Source organism: Undibacterium pigrum, assembly GCF_003201815.1.
Taxonomy (GTDB): Bacteria; Pseudomonadota; Gammaproteobacteria; order Burkholderiales; family Burkholderiaceae_D; genus Undibacterium; species Undibacterium pigrum.
The window spans coordinates 18107-36601 of record NZ_QJKB01000005.1 but is presented as its reverse complement, the minus strand read 5'-3'; the positions used below and the strand labels follow the sequence as shown (position 1 = coordinate 36601).

Here is an 18495-nt window from a genome sequence, read left to right as displayed (position 1 = left end):
AATCTTCCGTTGTATTGCATATTATTACGCTCTAAGGCGTACCAGGGGTTTTAACTGTTTGAACAGCCTGAGATGCAGCAGTCTGGGACGCAGCAGCCTGAGATGCCGCATCTTCTTTCTCACGAGGGCGCTTTATGCTTACATTCACTTGGAATTCGTAAACTTTTTTAGATTCTTTACCAGTGACCAAGGCTGCAGAATGGATATCATCAAGGTCAGGCTTATACATCCACTCTGACTTGGTACCCAGGTTTCTGATAAATTCAGCAACCCTGTCTTGAGACTGCGCATTGCCATTCAGGACGACTTTTTGCCCTTCTTGTTTCAGAGTGCGTAAATAAACACCTTCTGGCGTCAATTTGACAAGCTCATCCAGCAAATAAACCGGTTGATTCCTGTCACCCTGCAAATCTTCTACCGCTTGCTGCCGTGCTTTCAAGCCATCAATTTCTTGTCGCAGTGTCGCAATTTCTTTTATGCGATCATCGAGTTTGGCATTTTCTTTCTTGATGAAAGCATTCTTATCATTTTGGGTGCTCAACTCCCTTGAAAAGTAAGCACTAACCACCACAACAATCAAGGCGCCAAAAATTGCTGACAATAATAAGAAACCATAAAAGTCACTTTTTAACTGCTTGCGCTTTTCTTCCCTGTGCGGCAGGAGATTAATTTTGATCATTAGCCAAATCTCCGCAATGCCAAACCACAAGCAACCATGTAAGCAGGGGCGTCTATGCGCAAGGTTTTTTCATTCACACCAGAACCCAACTCCATTCCTTTAAACGGACTGACCACTGCAGTGGAAATCTTGGTACGCTCGGCAATAATATCGACCAATCCAGGGATTACTGCACAACCACCAGACAGATAGATCTGGTCCACTCGGGTATAGGGTGTGGAAGTGAAGAAGAATTGTATGGCCCGCGTCACTTCCAAAGCTGCACTTTCAAGGAAGGGCTCAAGCAATTCCATTTCATAGGTATCGGGCAAATCGCCATTTTTCTTTTTAATTTCTGCTTCTTCGGCAGACAAGCCATAATTCCTGACGATATCCTGAGTCAGTTGCGCACCACCAAATTGCTGCTCACGCTCATAAATAACTTCACCATTCAAAATGATAAAGATATAAGTACGTTTGGAACCTACCTGGAAAACTGCGTAAATCTGGTCTTTACCACCATTTGCCTGCTGATCGATCAGACGTGACACAGCAGCACGCGCAGCATAGGATTCAATATCCATAACTTTGGCTTGCAAACCCGCGGCCTGAATGACGGCTACACGATCTTCAATTTTTTCTTTTCTCGACGCAGCAAGCATCACTTCTATATCTTCTTCCGCATTTGCCGCCGGCCCCAGCACACAAAAATCCAGGCTGACTTCATCCATGGAAAAAGGTATGTACTGACTAGCCTCAGACTCGACTTGCACTTCTAATGCCTGTTCGGTCAAGGTTCCGGCGAGTATGATTTTTTTGGTAATGACGGCTGAAGCCGGCATTGCCATTGCTACGTTCTTTGCCGAGGTTCCGCTTTTCTTAACCAGTTTGCGAACCGCCTCGGTCACTTGTTCAATATTCTCGATATTGCCATCCAGCACCGCCCCTTTAGGCAGTGGTTCAGAGGCATAACGCTCAAGTCGATACGACTTGTTGCTTCCTTCCGAAAGTTCAACAAGCTTGATATCGAGAGAGCTGATATCCAGACCAAATAGTGGCGGATTTTTTCTGCCGAGCAACGAAGCCAGATCTAAAGCCAAGAATATCCCCTCACGATTACATCATCATTTCAATTTACACAAAATTACATGTGCGAATCATTCTATTGCCAAAAATAAATTGTCTTTAAAAACCGCTATTTACGAGACAATCATCCAAGCTTACATGAAATCCTAGCAATAAGACTGGCATTGGTAAAGCAATTTCCACGCAGCACTACCCCTATGCGTTGCCAAATATCCACGTATATCAAGAATATTCTGAAAATTTGCTTACAAATCCGTCTAAGCGCCGGTCGTCTCATGCCCACCGAAGGCGGCTATAATGTCCGCTGCCTTATTTACAATTAGCCGCTATGTCAGAACAAAATAAAGAGCCCGACAATCTCCCTGAGCCACAAAAACGCTCTACAGGAAAGCTTTTGGCCCGCATTGTACTCGGAACTACGGGTGTTTTATTCGGATTAGTTGTATCAGGAGTACTTATTGTCGGTTTTGCGCTGACCATGGCCTACCCTAACTTGCCTGAACTGGACTCGATTACCAGTTACCGTCCCAAGATGCCTTTGCGGGTTTTTTCGGCAGATAATATGCTGATCGGCGAGTTCGGTGAAGAGCGCCGTAATGTCGTGCGCTTCAAGGATATCCCTGAAATCATGAAGAAAGCCGTGCTGGCGATTGAAGATGACCGCTTCTATGAGCATGGCGGCGTGGATTACCTGGGCATCACCCGTGCGACCCTGCACAATCTGACTGGCGGTGCCAAGCAAGGCGCATCGACCATTACCCAGCAAGTTGCCAGGAATTTCTTCCTGTCCAGTGAGCAGACTTTCAAACGCAAGATTTATGAAATCCTGCTGGCCTGGAAGATAGAACAAAATCTCAGCAAGGACCAGATCCTGGAAATCTATATGAACCAGATTTATCTGGGACAGCGCGCTTATGGATTCTCTTCTGCGGGACAAATTTATTTTGGCAAGGATTTGAAAGACCTGACCATTGCCGAAGCAGCCATGCTGGCAGGCTTGCCAAAAGCGCCATCTGCCTATAACCCGGTAGCCAATCCAAAACGCGCGACAGTCAGACAACAATACATTTTGCAAAGGATGCGCAATCTTGGCTACATCACCGAGGCGCAATATGAGCAGGCAAAGAATGAGGAACTGGTCACCAAGACAGATAGCGGCCAGTTTGGCATCCATGCCGAATATGTTGCAGAAATGGCGCGTCAACTGGTGTATGACCAGTTCAAGGAAGAAACCTATACCCGCGGCCTGAATGTATACACCACGATTACCAAGGCCGATCAGGATACTGCCTATCTGGCCCTGCGTCGCGGCGTCATGGATTATGAAAAACGCCATGGCTATCGTGGACCTGAAGCCATCATCGCCATCCCTGATGGCAAGGAAGCGGCTGAAGATGCCATAGAAAAAGAACTGGCCGAGCATAGCGACAGCGATGACTTGCAAGTGGCCATGGTACTTGAAGCAACACCCAAGCTGGTGCGGGCAGTCTTGTCATCGGGCGAAGAAATCCGTATCGAAGACGCTGGCCTGACGTTTGCCGCCAGCGGCTTGTCGGCCAAGACCCCGGCGAATAAACGCATACAGCGCGGTGCGGTCATTCGTGTAGTGCTGGAAGGCAAGAGCTGGGCCATCACGCAAATGCCGGAAGTGCAATCCGCCTTTGTTGCGGCCAATACGACGGATGGCGCCATCCGTGCTCTGGTCGGTGGCTTTGATTACAACCTGAATAAATTCAATCACGTCACTCAAGCCTGGCGTCAGCCTGGCTCCAGCTTCAAGCCATTTATTTATTCTGCTTCCCTGGAAAAAGGCTTGTCACCTTCCACCATCATCAATGATGAACCTATCAGCTTTGATGCGGGACAAACTGGTGGCCAGGCATGGGAACCCAAGAATTATGATGGCAAGTATGAAGGCCCGATGACCATGCGCCGTGGCCTGACCAGATCCAAGAACATGATCTCTATTCGCATCCTGCACAGGATAGGTGCGAAATATGGCCAGGAATATACCAGCCGCTTTGGCTTCCTGCCTGAGAAAAATCCGCCTTACCTGACCCTGGCCCTGGGTGCAGGTGCTGTCACACCTTTGCAAATGGCCGGTGCCTATTCAGTGTTTGCCAATGGCGGCTACAAGGTCAACCCTTATCTGATTTCCAAAATCACTGATAGCAATGGGCAATTGCTGGTGCAAACCAAGCCAGACATGGCAGGTGATGAAGCCAATCGCGTCATCGATGAACGCAATGCCTTCCTGATGGACAGCATGATGCGCGACGTGGTCAAAATGGGTACAGCAACCAAGGCACTGATACTGAAGCGCCCGGATATCGCTGGCAAAACCGGTACGACCAATGATTCTTTTGATGCCTGGTTTGCTGGCTATCAATCCAAAGTCGTAGGCATTGCCTGGATAGGCTTTGATCAACCCAGGAACCTGGGCAATAAAGAAACCGGTGGTGGCCTGGCGCTGCCTATCTGGATAGGCTATATGCAAAAAGTCTTGAAGGATTTCCCTATAGAAGAAAGACCGGTACCGAAAGGCATTATTGCGGTGGACGGTGATTATTACTATGCAGAAAATCCACCCGGATCAGGAGTCAGCACGCTGGCACCACCCCTGACCGTCATAGAAGAATAAGTCTTCAGATCAGCGACCTTGTTCCTGCGCTACGCGGGACAGGGTCGCAAACAATTCAGAACCATCGCGGGTATTGAGCCAGTGCTGTCCATCATACTTATAATGGAAGCCACCGCTACGCGCAGCCACCCACATCTCTTGCATCGGTGCCTGGCTGTTAATGATGATTTTTGAGTTGGTATCGATAAATTCCACCGTCAATACATTGCCACTACGGCTGCATTCGACATCGTATTCATCATTTTCAAAGGCTTGCTCAAATAATTCCTCCACTTGCCGCAAGCAAGTATCTGCCAGTACCAGGAATTCAGATTCAGTCATGCTACACTCCAGCGTCTTAATATGTAAAAACGCCATTCTATACGGTGTTCAGGGAATACAAGATGCGCAAACTGATTAGCCTATTTTTCATCATGTCTTTATTGACAGCATGCGGCCAAAAAGGTCCGCTGGTGATGCCAGCCAAACCTGCCCCTATACCAGCCAGCAGCACAGCACCTCAGCACTGAGAATTTCCCTCATCGGGACGTAAGGCAATCGGGCCAGCCGATGCAGGCACACAGCCCTGCACACCGTGAAAGATTGCCGCGATATTGGCCATATCCTGTTCGCGCTCACCTGTCAGCTCAAGATAATCGACCAGAGCGACTTCGCGTTTGACGAAGTCAAACGAGGCACAACCCAGCGGCACTTTTGCCGTTGTCGCAATATGATAAAAACCGCTGCGCCAATAGGGTTTATGGCTGCGCGTACCTTCAGGCGTGATTGCCATCCAGTACCAGTCAGAACGATTGATTTTTTCTGCCAGACGGGCAATTGCCCCGGTGGATGTGCCGCGTTCCACGGGTTCACCACCCAGGTAACGCACCAGCCTGCCAATGGTCGCTCCCGTCACACCTTCAAACAGGGAAGACTTCGCGATAAAGTGAAAAGGCATGCCTATCGCCAGCTTGGCCAGCACACCGACGACAAAATCCCAGTTGGACGTATGCGGATAAACGATGATGACACCACGCGGACCAGGCAAGGGCCGATAGCGTACGCGCCAGCCAACTATACCCAGGATACTGATGGCGACACGCTGGGTACGCGTCGCTACGGTGTTCTTTTCGAGTAAATAATCTGCCATGTTCTATGCACGTGAGCAGGTCTTTGCCTGCATTCTTCAAATGCGCGATTATGCCGCGAAGAAATATGCGATGTAAAACAGGATCAATGTGCGCCTGCAGCATGAAATTCAGCTTGCAGGCAGGGTTCAGGCTCCAGTGGCAACGGCAGAGTCACGGCCAGACCAGCGCCACCAAAGACGTATCATGAGCAAAGCAGCAACGATGATGCCAAACAGCACTGGCTGGGAAAAATCATGCTTGCCCGCTTTCATCCAGAAGTAGTGCAACACGCCCAGTGGAACTATCACATAGATCAATCTATGCAACCACTGCCAGCGCTTGCCGCCCAGTCTTTTGATCATGCCATTGGTACTGGTCGCAGCCAACGGGATCAGCAAAACAAAGGCAATGAAACCGACAGTGATAAAGGGCCGCTTGATCACATCTTTCCACATTTCTGCGACATCAAAGAAATGATCGAACCAGAGGAAAGTCATGAAATGCAGGAAGGCATAAAAGAAGGCGTACACGCCCAGCATACGGCGGCAGCGTATCAGCCAGGGCATGTGCAAGAGCTTGCGCAATGGCGTCACTGCCAGAGTCATGCACAGGAAATACAGGGTCCAGTCGCCGGTATTACGGGTAATAAATTCAACCGGATTTGCCCCCAGCTTATCCAGAAACACAAAGCTGACCAGCCGGATAAACGGCAAGAGCGCCAGGATAAACAAGACTATCTTGAAGCGGGAAACCTGCTTATTGGTAAGCAACATAGGGCGTGTATCCTAGAAAAACTTTTTCAAGTCCATGCCAGAATACAGCGACGCCACTTCGCTATAGCCATTGAACATCAGCGTCTTGCGCTTGCGGGCAAACAGGCCATCTTCACCAATACGGCGCTCGGTCGCCTGCGACCAGCGCGGGTGATCGACATCCGGGTTCACATTCGAATAAAAACCGTATTCGCTGGGTGCAGCAATATTCCAGGCCGTGCGCGGCTGGTCTTTGACAAAGCGGATCTTGACGATGGATTTGGCTGATTTAAAACCATATTTCCAGGGCAAGACCATGCGTACCGGTGCGCCATTCTGATTGGGTAAGACTTCGCCATACATGCCAAAGGTCAACAAGGCCAAAGGATGATTGGCTTCATCCATGCGCAGGCCCTCTACATACGGCCATTCCAGCACGGGGCTGCGCAAGCCTGGCATTTGCTTTTTGTCTTCGAGGGTAACGAATTCAATATATTTGGCATTGCCAGTGGGCTCGACTTTTTTGATCAGGTTGGAGAGTGAATAGCCTGTCCACGGTATCACCATGGACCAGCCTTCTACGCAACGCAATCGGTAGATACGCTCTTCCAGCGGGGCCAGTTTCATCAGGCTGTCCAGGTCCAGCGTCATTGGCTTTTTGACTTCACCTTCTATGCTGACAGACCATGGGCGTGGCTTGAGTGTGTGAGCAGTCACTGCCGGATCGGCCTTGTCAGTACCGAACTCATAGAAATTATTGTAAGTCGTTGCGTCTTTGTAGGCTGTCTTCTTTTCCACCAGGGCATAGGCAGAATTGAGGTTGGCTGCCAGTTTTTGTGCGCCTGCATTTTGGGCAAAAGCGGCGCGATTAGCCATTTCAAACAGAGCAGTACCAGCGATGGAACCCACCGCCATCTTGCGGATAAAATCGCGACGCGCCTCGAATACCTCGCGGGGTGTGATTTCAGAAGAATAAGGCAGGTCTATGCCATTGGGACTACGTTTGATCAGCATGGTGGACTCCGTGGTTGAGACTGGCGCAACGATCATTTGACATCACCGTCGCGCCCTAGTTTCTCATGAGTCGCAGAATCCTGCTGATCCTTACAAATTTAACGCAAATTTACAATAAAACTTACAGCGTGCCGTAAGAATGCAGACCGGACAGGAACATATTCACGCCCAGGAAAGCGAAAGTAGTCACCAGCAAGCCTACCAGCGCCCACCAGGCAGCAACCTGACCACGCAAACCCTTCATGAGACGCATATGCAACCAGGCCGCATAATTGAGCCAGACGATCAGTGCCCAGGTTTCTTTCGGGTCCCATGACCAGTAGCCACCCCAGGCTTCAGCGGCCCACAGGGCACCGAGAATAGTGGCAATAGTAAAGAAGGCAAAGCCCACGGCAATCGCCTTGTACATGACATCGTCCAGCACTTCCAGAGCAGGCAGGCGGTCAACCAGATAGCCTTTGGACTTGAGCAAATAAGCCACAGATACCATGGCTGCCAGGGCAAAAGTGCCATAACCAATGAAGTTGGCGGGTACGTGGATTTTCATCCACCAGCTTTGCAGGGCAGGCACCAGAGGCTGGATTTCAGCAGCATCGCGGCTGACGGTGTACCACAGCAAGAAACCAACTGCCGCCGAAATGATCAGCATGACAAACGGGCCTAACTGACGAGTGCGGTATTGCTGCTCATAATATAAATAGAACAAGGCTGTAATCATGGAAAACAGGATGAACACTTCATACAGATTCGATACAGGAATATGCCCAACATCCGCACCTATCAGGTAAGACTCATACCAGCGCACCAGCATGCCTGTGAAACCCATAACCACGGCAGACCAGCACAGCACTGAGCCGACGGAGGCACCAAAGTCTGAACGGGCAATCAGGCCACCCCAGTAAAACAGGGTGGACAGAAAAAACAAAGTGCTCATCCACAGAATGGCAGACTGGCTGGACAAGAGATATTTCAAAAAGAATTTCTTGTTCGCCATATCCAGCGAGCCGCCATACATCTGTATGGCCAGCAAGCTTAATACCGCCAGTATCAACATCAAAGTGCGCACTGATTTCCAATGCCAGCCCAATACGGCAAACGTAGGCGCTGCCAGCAGGAGTATGCCTTTTTCATAGACATCCATATAGGCACCAAAACGGCTGAAGGCATACAGCGATGCCAGGCACAAGACCGCTGCATATAGCCAGTCAGCAATGGAGAGTCGTTTAAAAAAACTCTGGTAGGGTGTGTAGTTCTGTGTGATTTCCATCATATGTCCCCAGATGCATGACCCTTGGGCCGTATGCTTCATAGTGTAGTCGATTACGCTGTTATTTTCGCTTCTTGCCGTGGCTTATTACTACAGCTTCTTACCGCGGTTCTTTACCACCTTAAGGCTGCGTACTCAATTGCTGTAAGTGCATCTTCAATTGCTCGAATTCTTTTTCAAAGTCCAGGGTCTTGCGCTGGGAACTGAGTGCCATGAGTGCATGTGTTCCAGCAAAGTCATCCTTTATCCAGACCCAGAGACGGCGTTCACGGATATAAAACATGGAAAAAACACCCAGTACCAGCAATAAACAGCCCAGATACACGACATTCTTGCCTGGTGAGCGCGTCACTTGCAGTACAGATGCCTTGACCTCTTCAAAACCGGTGAGTTGCAGGAAAACTGGTGCGCCATAGAAAAACGCATCAGAAATCGCCCCCGTCGCCAGTTGCAAAAAGCGCGCATGTTTTTCATCCAGCTCCAGCGCTGGCAAGCCTTCTTTTTCCCGGGCGACCAGCCACAAATCCCACATGCTGCCATTCAAAATCTTCATGAAGACATCGGCAGCCTTGCCCTGCTCTGCCGCCGGAATTTGCTCCAGGAATTTGGAAATCGCCACAAAGCCGGATTGTTTTTCATCTCCAGCAAAAATGCTCAGGCTTTTCCTGGCTGATTCTGTCAATTGCGCCTGTACCTGCTCTACATTTGGCATATTGGCTGGCAGTGCACGTTTGGCATAGCGTTTTGCTGCCAGTTCACGCAACTCCGGGTTTTGCACAGCAGCACGCAAACGCATCCATTCCTTGACGCTGTCTTCATCATCTGCCGGTATGCGCAGGTAACGGAAAGCCTCGGACGGCGTATCGCGGGTACCCGCCAAAATCATATACGCGCCATCAATCAGGACAGGTTGCATATAGTTGTGGAATTCCCTGGCCTGGCCGGTTTTATCACGCAGCTTGTATTGCAGGCTGGGGCCGACGTTTTTTAAGTCCTTGCTATTGGCATTCTTGGCGGCGGAACCCAGATGCTTGTCCAGGTCAGCCGTAATTTTTTCATTCAGGCTTTGATTTGGATTAACCGCCCTGACATCGGTACCATTGCGCGCCATATTCTCGACGTTGAAAGGCCGGAAGCCTGACCACTCAATAGTATAGTCATTGCCCGTACCTGTCTTAAGGGCGGTGCTGCCACCCATTTCACCATTCATGGGCAAGGTACTGATATCCGGCCCCAGCATGGGGTAAGCCTTGACCTGCAAACGGCTACCGCCATCTTCAAAACTCGATTGATAAACAGCAATGCCCTTGTAGATCAAAGGTTCATTGACCTTGATGACAGAGGAAAATGATTTGCCGCTTTCATGATCAGTCACTTCTACATCACTGGCAAACAGCTTGGGCATGCCTGTGGAGTAAAAATCTATCGTGAATTTTTTCAGCTTGATCGTGAAAGGCAAGTCTTGCACCAGCACTCCAGTAGCCTGCGGCAGGATGGCGGTACTGCTGCTAGCCCCTTCAGGGATCATGGTATTGCCGCGGAAGGTAGGGTTAGACAGCGACAAACGATGTTGCTCAGGTATCTTGGAGATAACGCCGCTGCCTTCGAAAGGCACTTTACCCATGAACCATTGCTGAAACCGGATAGGCAATTCAGAATCCAGCAAGCCGCCTATGCAAATGATGACGATAGCGCTATGGGCGAAAATATAACCCCATTTGTTTGCCGCCCCTTGCTTGGCTGCAATCAGGGTTGCGCCATCTTTTTCGACTAGCTTGAAGCGATAGCCTATCCTGCTCAGGTGGGCCAGGATTTGTTCCGTCACCTTTGCCCTGGCATTGTTGCTATACCACTCAGAGCGGTGATGGAAATTGCGCAGCGATTGCTCACGCACAGTATCGCGCCAGCTGCGCATGTCTTTCAGCATCTTGGGTGCATTACGTATCACGCACAGCGATGTCGATGTCACCAGAAAAGTCATGATGAGCAGGAACCACCATGCCGAGTACAATGAGTACAGGCTGAGTTTGCCGTAAATCTCGAACCAGAACGGGCCAAATTGATTGACATAATTAGGCATGGGCTCATTCTGCTTGAGCACCGTACCTATCACTGACGCAATCGCAATCAGTGTCAGCAGGCTAATGGCAAAGCGCATGGATGACAGCAACTCCACTGCGTCTGCCAGCCAGGCACGCCGTGTTTGTAACTGTATGCCACCCGTATCTGCAGGCTGATCGCCGTCTGTCTTGTTTTCCATACTCTCTGCTTATTACTAATAATTGCCGATAATTACTGATGATGTTGCTTAGTAAGCTTGCGCTGTGAAAATAATTGAGGCAGATGTTAGTGCAAACATCCTGACCAGGAAGTGTTTTACATCAACATCCAGGTGCCACGAATAGTACACGCTTCATCAAAAACTGGCTGAAACACGCCTAGCCAGGTACTTAGCCGCGTCCATCATGAAAAAAGGGGATGGCTATTGCCACCCCCTCCTCAATTACTTAATCTTTATTTATTATTTCAAACCTGCAACGTAATCCGCGACAGCTTTAATTTCATCTTCAGACATTTTCTTGGCAATGGTCATCATCTGTGCGCTGTTTTGGCGTGCGCCAGTGATTTTTGCGCCATCCTTGCGAGAGCCGTTCTGGAAGCCAGTCAGCTGGGCAATAGTGTAGTCCTGGTGTTGGCCAGCGATGCGTGGGAATTGTGCAGGGATACCAGCACCATTCGGGCTATGACAGCCTGCGCAGGCTGGAACATTTTTCTCAGCAATACCACCGCGATAGATTTGCTTGCCCAGTTCTACGATGTCTTTGTTTTTTGCTGTGCCTGGCTTGGATTTTTGCGTGGACAGGTAAGCGGAAACGTTTTTAATGTCATCTGCAGTCATGGCCTTGGCAAAGGTAGTCATGATGGCATTTTTGCGTGTGTCGCCAGTAAAATCTGTCAATTGCTTGACCAGATAAGCTTCATGCTGGGCAGACAGTTTAGGATTGGCAGCGATGGTGGAGTTACCAGCTGCACCATGGCAGGATGCGCAGGCAGTAATGCCGCGTGCTGCATCGCCGTTGGTATACAGCGCTTCGCCTTTGGCTGGATCAGCTTTGGCTGGTTTGGCTACTTCATTAGCGTAAACTGAAGAAGCAAAAGAAGACACCGCCAGGACTGCGACGCTGATGGACTTAGTAAACGATAAAAAAGCACGGTTCATTCAAACACCCTGAGACTAAATAATGGAAATCTGCCCTATTGGCGACGCTTTGCAGCTAATTTGATACGTAAACAGCACTTTTTGGCAACAAAATACGTTCAAAACCGGTAAGTGAGCATGTTTTTTAATCGCTGCCCAAGACCTAACCCCTTATTGTACAATAGCTTTCAGGCGTTTTTACTGCCTTATGTTGCATTTTTCCATTATTCCTTTCCTCTATGTCTATCCTCTGGCAAGCCCGCTTCTTCACTACGGTGAATCATCTGCGCGATCTCCCGCGCACCCACGTGCCGGAAATTGCTTTCGCTGGCCGCTCCAACGCTGGCAAATCGACCGCAATCAATACCCTGTGCAACCAGAAAAAACTCTGTTTCGCCTCAAAAACACCGGGCCGCACACAACATATCAATTATTTTTCCATCGGTGGTGCCCATGTGGGCCAGCATCGCAAGGATGAAACCAGGGTCGATGAAATTCGCGCCTTGCTGGTGGATTTGCCAGGCTATGGCTACGCCGAAGTACCGGGTGCAGCGAAACAACACTGGAACCAGTTACTTGGTGCCTACGTACAAAGACGCACGCAACTGGCTGCCCTGGTCCTGATCATGGATGCCCGCCGTCCTTTCACTGATCTGGATATACAGATGCTGGAATGGTTTGCACCAACAGGCCGCCCCATCCACTGCATCCTGACCAAGGCCGACAAACTTAATCGCAGCGAATGTACCGATGCTTTGCGCAAGGCCAAAGCAGTGCTCGACAGTTACGTTGATGATGAAGGCCCGCTCTTCCCTTTTAGCCTGCAATTATTTTCTGCACTGAAACGCATAGGCCTGGAAGAAGCCGATGCAGCAGTGCAACGTCTGGTGGGACTGGACCGTGATCCTATCGTTGATACCGTTGATGCAGAAGCTGAAGAAAACGCATCGGCAGCACCCGCAGAAACGCAGGCCAACAAGCTAGCTGACGCAGAATAAAAAAACCCCGGCAAAATTAGTTTTTGCCGGGGTAATAACACCGTTACGAATAGGGACGCACGGTGCCCGCTCAGGGAGGAGAAGCGGTAGGCGTGGAGTTGATCCAACCTATGCATTAAGATGTTGCAACTTAAAAAAAGTTTCATTAACCTGCATAAAATTCTTTTCATTTGATTTCCATCTGACTATGTCATCCATAAAGCCATCTCACCCCTCTGCACACTTCCCTGCAATCCGTATGCGCCGCATGCGCAAGGACGCATTTTCCCGCGCGCTCATGCGCGAAAATACGGTGACTGCGTCGGATTTGATTTACCCGGTTTTTGTCATCGACGGCGTCAATCAAAGTGAAAAAATTTCATCCATGCCTGGCGTGGAAAGAGTAACGATAGATTTGCTCATGGGCGTGGCCGAAGATTGCGTCGCCCTGGGCATACCGGTGCTGGCGCTATTCCCCGCCATCAACCCGCAATTGAAAACACCGGATGGCATAGAAGCCACCAATCCTAAAGGCCTGATCCCGCGCGCTGTGCGCGAACTGAAAAGCCGCTTTCCTGAACTGGGTGTGCTGACTGACGTGGCACTTGATCCCTATACCAGCCACGGCCAGGATGGCCTGATCAATGCAGACGGTTATGTCCTCAATGATGAAACCACCGCCATGCTGGTACGCCAGGCCTTGGTGCAGGCAGAGGCTGGTGTCGATATCGTTGCCCCCAGCGATATGATGGATGGCCGCATAGGCGCGATACGCCATGCACTCGAAGCCAATAATTTCATCCACACCCGTATCATGGCTTACTCAGCCAAATATGCCTCGGCCTTTTACGGTCCTTTCCGCGAAGCCGTAGGTTCTGCTGCCAACCTGGGCAAGAGCAATAAGGCCAATTATCAGATGGACCCGGCCAATAGCGATGAAGCCTTGCGCGAAGTAGCGCTGGACCTCGCCGAAGGTGCTGACATGGTCATGGTTAAGCCCGGCATGCCTTATCTGGATATCGTGCGCAGGGTCAAGGACGAATTCAAGGTACCGACCTTTGCCTATCAGGTCAGCGGTGAATATGCGATGATCAAGGCAGCCGCACAAAATGGCTGGCTAGATCATAATAAGACCATGATGGAATCCATGCTGGCATTCAAGCGCGCCGGTGCTGATGGCGTCCTGACTTACTTCGCCCGCGACATTGCGCGCCTGCTGAAACATACTGGCTGACCGCCATGTCTGCGATGTTGCGCTCTGCCTTTATTTTTATTTTCGCTGCGCTGACCATCGTCGGCGCAGAACTGGGGAAAGAAATCAGCAGTGCGCAATATCTTCACTATATTTTCAAGCCGCTGACGACGCTCAGCATCTTCTTTTTTGCCTGGCGCAGTCAACCTGTCATCAGTCACAGCTATCAAAAAGCCATACTGGCAGGCATAGTTTTTTCGCTGATTGGCGACATCTTTCTGATGTTACCGGGCACAGTATTTCGTCATGGTTTTTTGTGTGGCCTCTTGAGTTTTTTGCTGGCCCATATCTGCTTCTTGCGCGCCCTGCTCACCGATAGCTGCTTCGCCGCAAAGCCGCTGGCCTTTGCTGGCATTGCTGCACTTGGCATACTCAATCTGGTGGTACTCTGGCCGGATTTGCCAGCTGCCTTGCAAATTCCTGTTGTTGCCTATGTCTGCCTGCTGCTTTGCATGACGGCGCAAGCCATCAGCCGCGGCCTGCAATTGCGCAGCATTTCTGGCCGCCTGGCATTGATTGGTGGCCTGTGCTTCATGCTGTCTGACACGCTGCTGGCCTATCACCGTTTTTACGCACCTATTGCGCATTCTCCTTTACTCATCCTCAGCAGCTATTATCTGGCGCTGTGGCTGATTGCAGCTTCGGTCACCTCCACCACAGAATAAATACTGAACAGGGCCAGGATCATGCATGAAAAAATCATCACCTTTGCCAGCCCGATTTTCTTCATCCTGATCGCCCTTGAGTTTGTCGTGGCACGCAAGCGGCAGCGTCACTTATACCGCATTAATGATTCGCTCAACAGCCTCTCCCTGGGCGTCATGAGCCAGATAATAGGCGCATTTTCCAAGCTGTTTTCGATAGGCATGTATGCCCTGGTGCTCAAGCATCTTTCACTGTTCAGCCTGCCATCAGACAGTGTCTGGGTATGGATAAGCGCACTGCTGCTCTACGATTTTTTATACTACTGGCTGCACAGGATGGGGCACCAGACCAACCTGCTATGGGCTGCCCATGTGGTACATCACCAGAGTGAACAATACAATCTGAGTACGGCATTGCGGCAAACCAGCACCGGTCCCTTGTTTGGCTGGATATTTTATTTGCCGATGGCACTGATAGGTTTTCCGCTGGAAGTGTTTATTGCTGTTGCCCTCATTGATTTGCTGTACCAGTTCTGGGTGCATACCGAGCAAATAGGCAAGCTGGGCTGGTTTGACCGTGTGTTTGTTTCCCCCTCGAACCACCGTGTGCATCATGCTGTCAATGACATGTATCTGGACAAGAATTTTGGCGGCATACTGGTGGTCTGGGACAGGCTGTTTGGTACATTTATAGAAGAACTTGATCATGTGGATATAGTCTACGGCACGCGCAAGCCGCTGCGTAGCTGGAACCCCTTATGGGCTAATCTTGAAGTATATGAGCAAGTCTGGCGTGATGCCTGGCATACCAAGAGCTGGCTGGATAAATTGCAGATATGGTTGCGCCCTCCAGGCTGGCGCCCTGCTGACCTCATGGCACAATCTGCCGCTTCAACATTTGATATTCACAGGCCCACTTATGACCCTGTCATGAGCAAGGCCACCACCTGGTATTGCATAGTGCAGTTCATCTTGCTGTTGCAGGCAGCGACGCATTATCTGATCGTGTATAAATCCATCAGCGCCTTGAATGCAGCCATCTATCTTAGCTGGCTGGTCATGGGTTTGTGGTGTATAGGCGGTTTGATGGAAAGAGGCCGTATTTATCTGTTGCCTGAAACCCTGCGTATACTGTGCATACTGATGATGAATTTATTGACTGCCAGCTGGTTTTATTCTTTTGCTTTATCCACACCAGTGCAGGCATTGCTTACTGCCACCTGCCTGATTTCGCTGGCTGGACTCTGGCTTATTTTTTCACGACAAAAGACGCATGGACATCTTCCACATTAACGATACGCAGGTCTTGCAAAATCCTGAGCAACCTGAAACCCTGATCAATGTCGGTGGTTTTTTATGGCTGGATGCCAGTCATGAAGAAGTTGCTGCTGACCCCGAAGCCTGGCGCAACCGTGTTGAAGCCATCACAGGTACACAGATTTATGAATTGCATTTGAAAGATGTCAGCAATCTCTCCCACCCTTCTTATTTCGATGCGACTGAAGAATATGAGATGGTGGTGTTTCGCAAGCTGACACTGACAGAAGCGAATGGCGATAACAAGAATGGTGTGAAGCGCAAGATACCTGCCGCATTGAATAAACTGGCGACCACACCTGTCTCGTTCTTACTCATGCAAAATGCGTTAGTGACGGTGCGCCCGGCACAAAGCCGCACGGTAGAACTGGCACGTCAGCGCCTGCTGGATTATAAATTGCGGGCTGAAAATAATACCCATGGCAGCCGCCTCCCAGCCTCGCCGGAAGAGCTGATGTTACGGCTCTTGAATGCCATGGTCGATCAATACCTGGAATTGCGCCAGCCGCTGACCCAGCAGCTAGATCGCTGGCAACATGCCTTGCTGGACCCGCGCCGCCCTTTCAATAACTGGCTGGCCTTGCTCGACTCTCGTGTGGAATTGCGCAAGCTCGATAACCTGTGCGAAGAACAGCGCGATGCCATGCAGGAATTGCGCGACCACATCGTCGACACCCACGATGGCAATAGCCGTGCCAAGGACTTGCTGCTGGTGCGTACCAATGATGTGATGGAACATATCAGCCGCGTACTGAATCATGCGCGCAGGCTTGAGGCCTCACTGGAATCTGCAGTGCAAATCCACTTTGCAGCGATGGCACACAGAACCAGTGAAATCATGCGCACCCTGACTGTGATTACTGCGCTGTTCATGCCACTGACATTAATCACAGGCATCTTTGGCATGAACTTTGAAGTCATGCCCTTGCTCAAGCATGCATCCGGCTTTTGGTACACCATGGGGGGCATGGGTGTCATCGTCGTGCTCTTGCTGATTTATTTCCGCAGCCAGCGTTATTTGCAAGACCAGGCCAGTCGCAGGATAGAGTAAGCTGCAAAATTTTCTATTTCAGAACACACAAAAAAATTTAAATACCAATGCAAGAACATACTTTTCTCTGGCATGACTATGAAACCTTTGGCGCTGTCGCTCGTCGCGACAGGCCTGCGCAATTTGCCGCCATCCGCACCGATGCCGAGCTTAATGAAATCAGCAAACCAGTCATGCTGTACTGCCAGCCCGCCAATGATTTTTTGCCTGACCCACAGTCTTGCCTGATCACCCATATCACGCCACAAACCTGCCTGGAGCGCGGCATACCTGAACATGAATTTGCAGCAAAGATAGAACAGGAACTGGGCAAGACCGGCACCATAGGCGTGGGCTATAACACCATACGCTTCGATGATGAAATTACCCGCTTCATGTTCTGGCGCAACCTTATCGATCCATACGCGCGCGAATGGCAAAACAATTGCGGCCGCTGGGACATCATGGACATGGTGCGCACCTGTTATGCGTTGCGCCCTGAGGGTATCAACTGGCCAAAGAATGATGAAGGCAAGCCCAGCTTTCGCCTTGAGCATCTGACCAAGGCGAATGGCATTGCACATGAAGCAGCCCATGATGCCTTGTCAGATGTGCGTGCCACGATAGCACTGGCACGCCTGATACGCGAACGCCAGCCCAAGCTATTTGATTTTTGCTTTGCCTTGCACAAGAAAGACAAGGTAGCGGCAGAAATTGATATGCCGGTCCTGAACAAAGCGTTTCTGCATGTGTCTGGCATGTTCCCGGTTGAACGCGGTTGCCTGGCCGTCATGTGGCCACTGGCCATGCATCCCAAGAACAAGAATGAAGTCATCGCCTGGGACCTGGCCCATGATCCGTCAGAACTGGCCGGACTGGATGCTGAGACCATACAGCTACGCATGTTCAGCAAGAGCGATGCTTTGCCTGAAGGCGTGCAGCGCCTGCCGGTAAAAAGTATACACATCAACAAATCCCCCATCGTCATCGGCAACCTGAAAACCTTGTCAGCGCCCATGGCTGAGCGCTGGAAGATCAATATGCATCAGGTGCAAGAGCACATCATCAAGGCAGCGTCCCTGCCGGACTCTGCCAAGGCGATATGGGAAGAGGTATATGCCCGCCCTGAGGCCGCAGTCAGCGATGTCGACGAAGATTTGTACGGCGGCTTTGTCGGTGCCGGTGACCGTCGTGTCTTGAATGACTTGCGCCGCATGAATGGCACGCAACTGGCCAAGGCCAGCGTCAGCTTCCAGGACCCGCGCCTGACTGAATTACTGTTCCGCTACCGCGCACGCAACTTCCATGACAGCCTGAGCATGGAAGAACAGGAAAACTGGGAAGAACACCGCGCCGCACGTCTGCTTGATGGTGCGGGCAATGCCAGGACGGTGGAAATGTATTTCAATGAGATCGATACTTTGTCAGAAACAGCAGATGAAGCGGCAGAAGAGATTTTGGGTGCTTTGTATGACTATGCTGAAATGATAGTGCCGTCGAGATAAGCGTCATCTTCTTTCCAGAACAGCAAAACAAAAAGCCACGATAC

The 18495-nt window shown here is 50.3% G+C and carries 17 protein-coding genes; 8 read left to right on the top strand and 9 right to left on the bottom strand.

Annotated elements, in window-relative coordinates; genetic code table 11:
• Positions 1-31 precede the first annotated feature (31 nt).
• Positions 32-679, bottom strand: a complete 648-nt coding sequence (locus tag DFR42_RS15630) for a PilN domain-containing protein (RefSeq protein WP_110255953.1) — start codon at positions 677-679, stop codon at positions 32-34.
• Positions 679-1758 (bottom strand): pilus assembly protein PilM, encoded by a 1080-nt coding sequence (locus DFR42_RS15625; protein WP_110255952.1) that lies wholly within the window; start codon positions 1756-1758, stop codon positions 679-681. Before DFR42_RS15625 ends, DFR42_RS15630 begins: the two co-directional genes overlap by 1 nt.
• 464 nt (positions 1759-2222) lie before the next feature.
• Between DFR42_RS15625 and DFR42_RS15620 the strand changes: the two genes are divergently transcribed.
• On the top strand, positions 2223-4385 hold the full coding sequence (locus DFR42_RS15620) for a penicillin-binding protein 1A (protein ID WP_425450882.1): 2163 nt from the start codon (positions 2223-2225) through the stop codon (positions 4383-4385).
• 9 nt (positions 4386-4394) lie between these two features.
• On the opposite strand, the gene cyaY is transcribed toward DFR42_RS15620, so the two are convergent.
• Positions 4395-4706, bottom strand: a complete 312-nt coding sequence (gene cyaY / locus DFR42_RS15615) for an iron donor protein CyaY (protein WP_110255950.1) — start codon at positions 4704-4706, stop codon at positions 4395-4397.
• A 62-nt stretch (positions 4707-4768) separates the two neighbouring features.
• On the opposite strand from cyaY, the gene lptM reads away from it, so the two are divergent.
• On the top strand, positions 4769-4894 hold the full coding sequence (gene lptM / locus DFR42_RS30005) for an LPS translocon maturation chaperone LptM (protein WP_110255949.1): 126 nt from the start codon (positions 4769-4771) through the stop codon (positions 4892-4894).
• Here the strand turns inward: lptM and DFR42_RS15605 are convergent.
• The 6 genes from DFR42_RS15605 to DFR42_RS15580 all read right to left on the bottom strand — a co-directional run bounded on the left by DFR42_RS15605 (position 4885) and on the right by DFR42_RS15580 (position 11747).
• Entirely contained in the window at positions 4885-5514 is a 630-nt protein-coding gene (locus DFR42_RS15605) for a 1-acyl-sn-glycerol-3-phosphate acyltransferase (protein WP_110255948.1), read from the bottom strand. The two genes, lptM and DFR42_RS15605, sit on opposite strands and share 10 nt — an antisense overlap.
• A gap of 126 nt (positions 5515-5640) precedes the next feature.
• Entirely contained in the window at positions 5641-6267 is a 627-nt protein-coding gene (locus DFR42_RS15600; protein WP_110255947.1) for a protein-methionine-sulfoxide reductase heme-binding subunit MsrQ, read from the bottom strand.
• 12 nt (positions 6268-6279) lie between these two features.
• The gene (gene msrP / locus DFR42_RS15595; protein ID WP_110256241.1) at positions 6280-7260 is read right to left on the bottom strand and encodes a protein-methionine-sulfoxide reductase catalytic subunit MsrP; all 981 of its coding nucleotides are present in this window, start codon (positions 7258-7260) and stop codon (positions 6280-6282) included.
• A gap of 121 nt (positions 7261-7381) precedes the next feature.
• Entirely contained in the window at positions 7382-8530 is a 1149-nt protein-coding gene (gene ccsB / locus DFR42_RS15590) for a c-type cytochrome biogenesis protein CcsB (RefSeq protein ID WP_425450881.1), read from the bottom strand.
• 118 nt (positions 8531-8648) lie between these two features.
• On the bottom strand, positions 8649-10787 hold the full coding sequence (locus DFR42_RS15585; protein WP_110255946.1) for a cytochrome c biogenesis protein ResB: 2139 nt from the start codon (positions 10785-10787) through the stop codon (positions 8649-8651).
• A 261-nt stretch (positions 10788-11048) separates the two neighbouring features.
• A complete protein-coding gene (locus DFR42_RS15580) occupies positions 11049-11747 on the bottom strand; it encodes a c-type cytochrome (protein WP_110255945.1) in 699 nt (232 codons plus the stop codon).
• A gap of 218 nt (positions 11748-11965) precedes the next feature.
• Here DFR42_RS15580 and yihA point away from each other — a divergent pair, with 218 nt between their 5' ends.
• The 6 genes from yihA (at position 11966) to sbcB (ending at position 18451) form a co-directional block, all read left to right on the top strand.
• Positions 11966-12724 carry a ribosome biogenesis GTP-binding protein YihA/YsxC gene (gene yihA, locus DFR42_RS15575; RefSeq protein ID WP_110255944.1) on the top strand — a complete coding sequence of 253 codons (759 nt, stop codon included), beginning with the start codon at positions 11966-11968 and terminating at the stop codon, positions 12722-12724.
• A gap of 187 nt (positions 12725-12911) precedes the next feature.
• Positions 12912-13937 carry a porphobilinogen synthase gene (gene hemB / locus DFR42_RS15570; RefSeq protein WP_110255943.1) on the top strand — a complete coding sequence of 342 codons (1026 nt, stop codon included), beginning with the start codon at positions 12912-12914 and terminating at the stop codon, positions 13935-13937.
• Positions 13938-13942: 5 nt separating this feature from the next.
• Complete coding sequence (locus DFR42_RS15565; protein ID WP_110255942.1) at positions 13943-14620, top strand: lysoplasmalogenase; 678 nt, start codon at positions 13943-13945, stop codon at positions 14618-14620.
• Between the two features lie 21 nt (positions 14621-14641).
• Entirely contained in the window at positions 14642-15892 is a 1251-nt protein-coding gene (locus DFR42_RS15560; protein ID WP_110255941.1) for a sterol desaturase family protein, read from the top strand.
• Positions 15873-16967: a magnesium transporter CorA family protein gene (locus DFR42_RS15555; RefSeq protein WP_110255940.1), complete on the top strand. Its 1095-nt coding sequence runs from the start codon at positions 15873-15875 to the stop codon at positions 16965-16967. Before DFR42_RS15560 ends, DFR42_RS15555 begins: the two co-directional genes overlap by 20 nt.
• 47 nt (positions 16968-17014) lie before the next feature.
• On the top strand, positions 17015-18451 hold the full coding sequence (gene sbcB, locus DFR42_RS15550) for an exodeoxyribonuclease I (protein ID WP_110255939.1): 1437 nt from the start codon (positions 17015-17017) through the stop codon (positions 18449-18451).
• The last annotated feature ends 44 nt before the right edge of the window (positions 18452-18495 follow it).

What these genes read in the sequence shown, in the direction of transcription:
- msrP (WP_110256241.1), bottom strand. Translation starts at nt 7,260, where the DNA reads ATGCTGATCAAACGTAGTCCCAATGGCATAGACCTGCCTTATTCTTCT.
- sbcB (WP_110255939.1), top strand. Translation starts at nt 17,015, where the DNA reads ATGCAAGAACATACTTTTCTCTGGCATGACTATGAAACCTTTGGCGCT.
- lptM (WP_110255949.1), top strand. Translation starts at nt 4,769, where the DNA reads ATGCGCAAACTGATTAGCCTATTTTTCATCATGTCTTTATTGACAGCA.
- DFR42_RS15605 (WP_110255948.1), bottom strand. Translation starts at nt 5,514, where the DNA reads ATGGCAGATTATTTACTCGAAAAGAACACCGTAGCGACGCGTACCCAG.
- DFR42_RS15620 (WP_425450882.1), top strand. Translation starts at nt 2,223, where the DNA reads ATGGCCTACCCTAACTTGCCTGAACTGGACTCGATTACCAGTTACCGT.
- DFR42_RS15630 (WP_110255953.1), bottom strand. Translation starts at nt 679, where the DNA reads ATGATCAAAATTAATCTCCTGCCGCACAGGGAAGAAAAGCGCAAGCAG.
- DFR42_RS15555 (WP_110255940.1), top strand. Translation starts at nt 15,873, where the DNA reads ATGGACATCTTCCACATTAACGATACGCAGGTCTTGCAAAATCCTGAG.
- yihA (WP_110255944.1), top strand. Translation starts at nt 11,966, where the DNA reads ATGTCTATCCTCTGGCAAGCCCGCTTCTTCACTACGGTGAATCATCTG.
- cyaY (WP_110255950.1), bottom strand. Translation starts at nt 4,706, where the DNA reads ATGACTGAATCTGAATTCCTGGTACTGGCAGATACTTGCTTGCGGCAA.
- ccsB (WP_425450881.1), bottom strand. Translation starts at nt 8,530, where the DNA reads ATGATGGAAATCACACAGAACTACACACCCTACCAGAGTTTTTTTAAA.
- DFR42_RS15565 (WP_110255942.1), top strand. Translation starts at nt 13,943, where the DNA reads ATGTCTGCGATGTTGCGCTCTGCCTTTATTTTTATTTTCGCTGCGCTG.
- DFR42_RS15560 (WP_110255941.1), top strand. Translation starts at nt 14,642, where the DNA reads ATGCATGAAAAAATCATCACCTTTGCCAGCCCGATTTTCTTCATCCTG.
- DFR42_RS15585 (WP_110255946.1), bottom strand. Translation starts at nt 10,787, where the DNA reads ATGGAAAACAAGACAGACGGCGATCAGCCTGCAGATACGGGTGGCATA.
- DFR42_RS15580 (WP_110255945.1), bottom strand. Translation starts at nt 11,747, where the DNA reads ATGAACCGTGCTTTTTTATCGTTTACTAAGTCCATCAGCGTCGCAGTC.
- hemB (WP_110255943.1), top strand. Translation starts at nt 12,912, where the DNA reads ATGTCATCCATAAAGCCATCTCACCCCTCTGCACACTTCCCTGCAATC.
- DFR42_RS15600 (WP_110255947.1), bottom strand. Translation starts at nt 6,267, where the DNA reads ATGTTGCTTACCAATAAGCAGGTTTCCCGCTTCAAGATAGTCTTGTTT.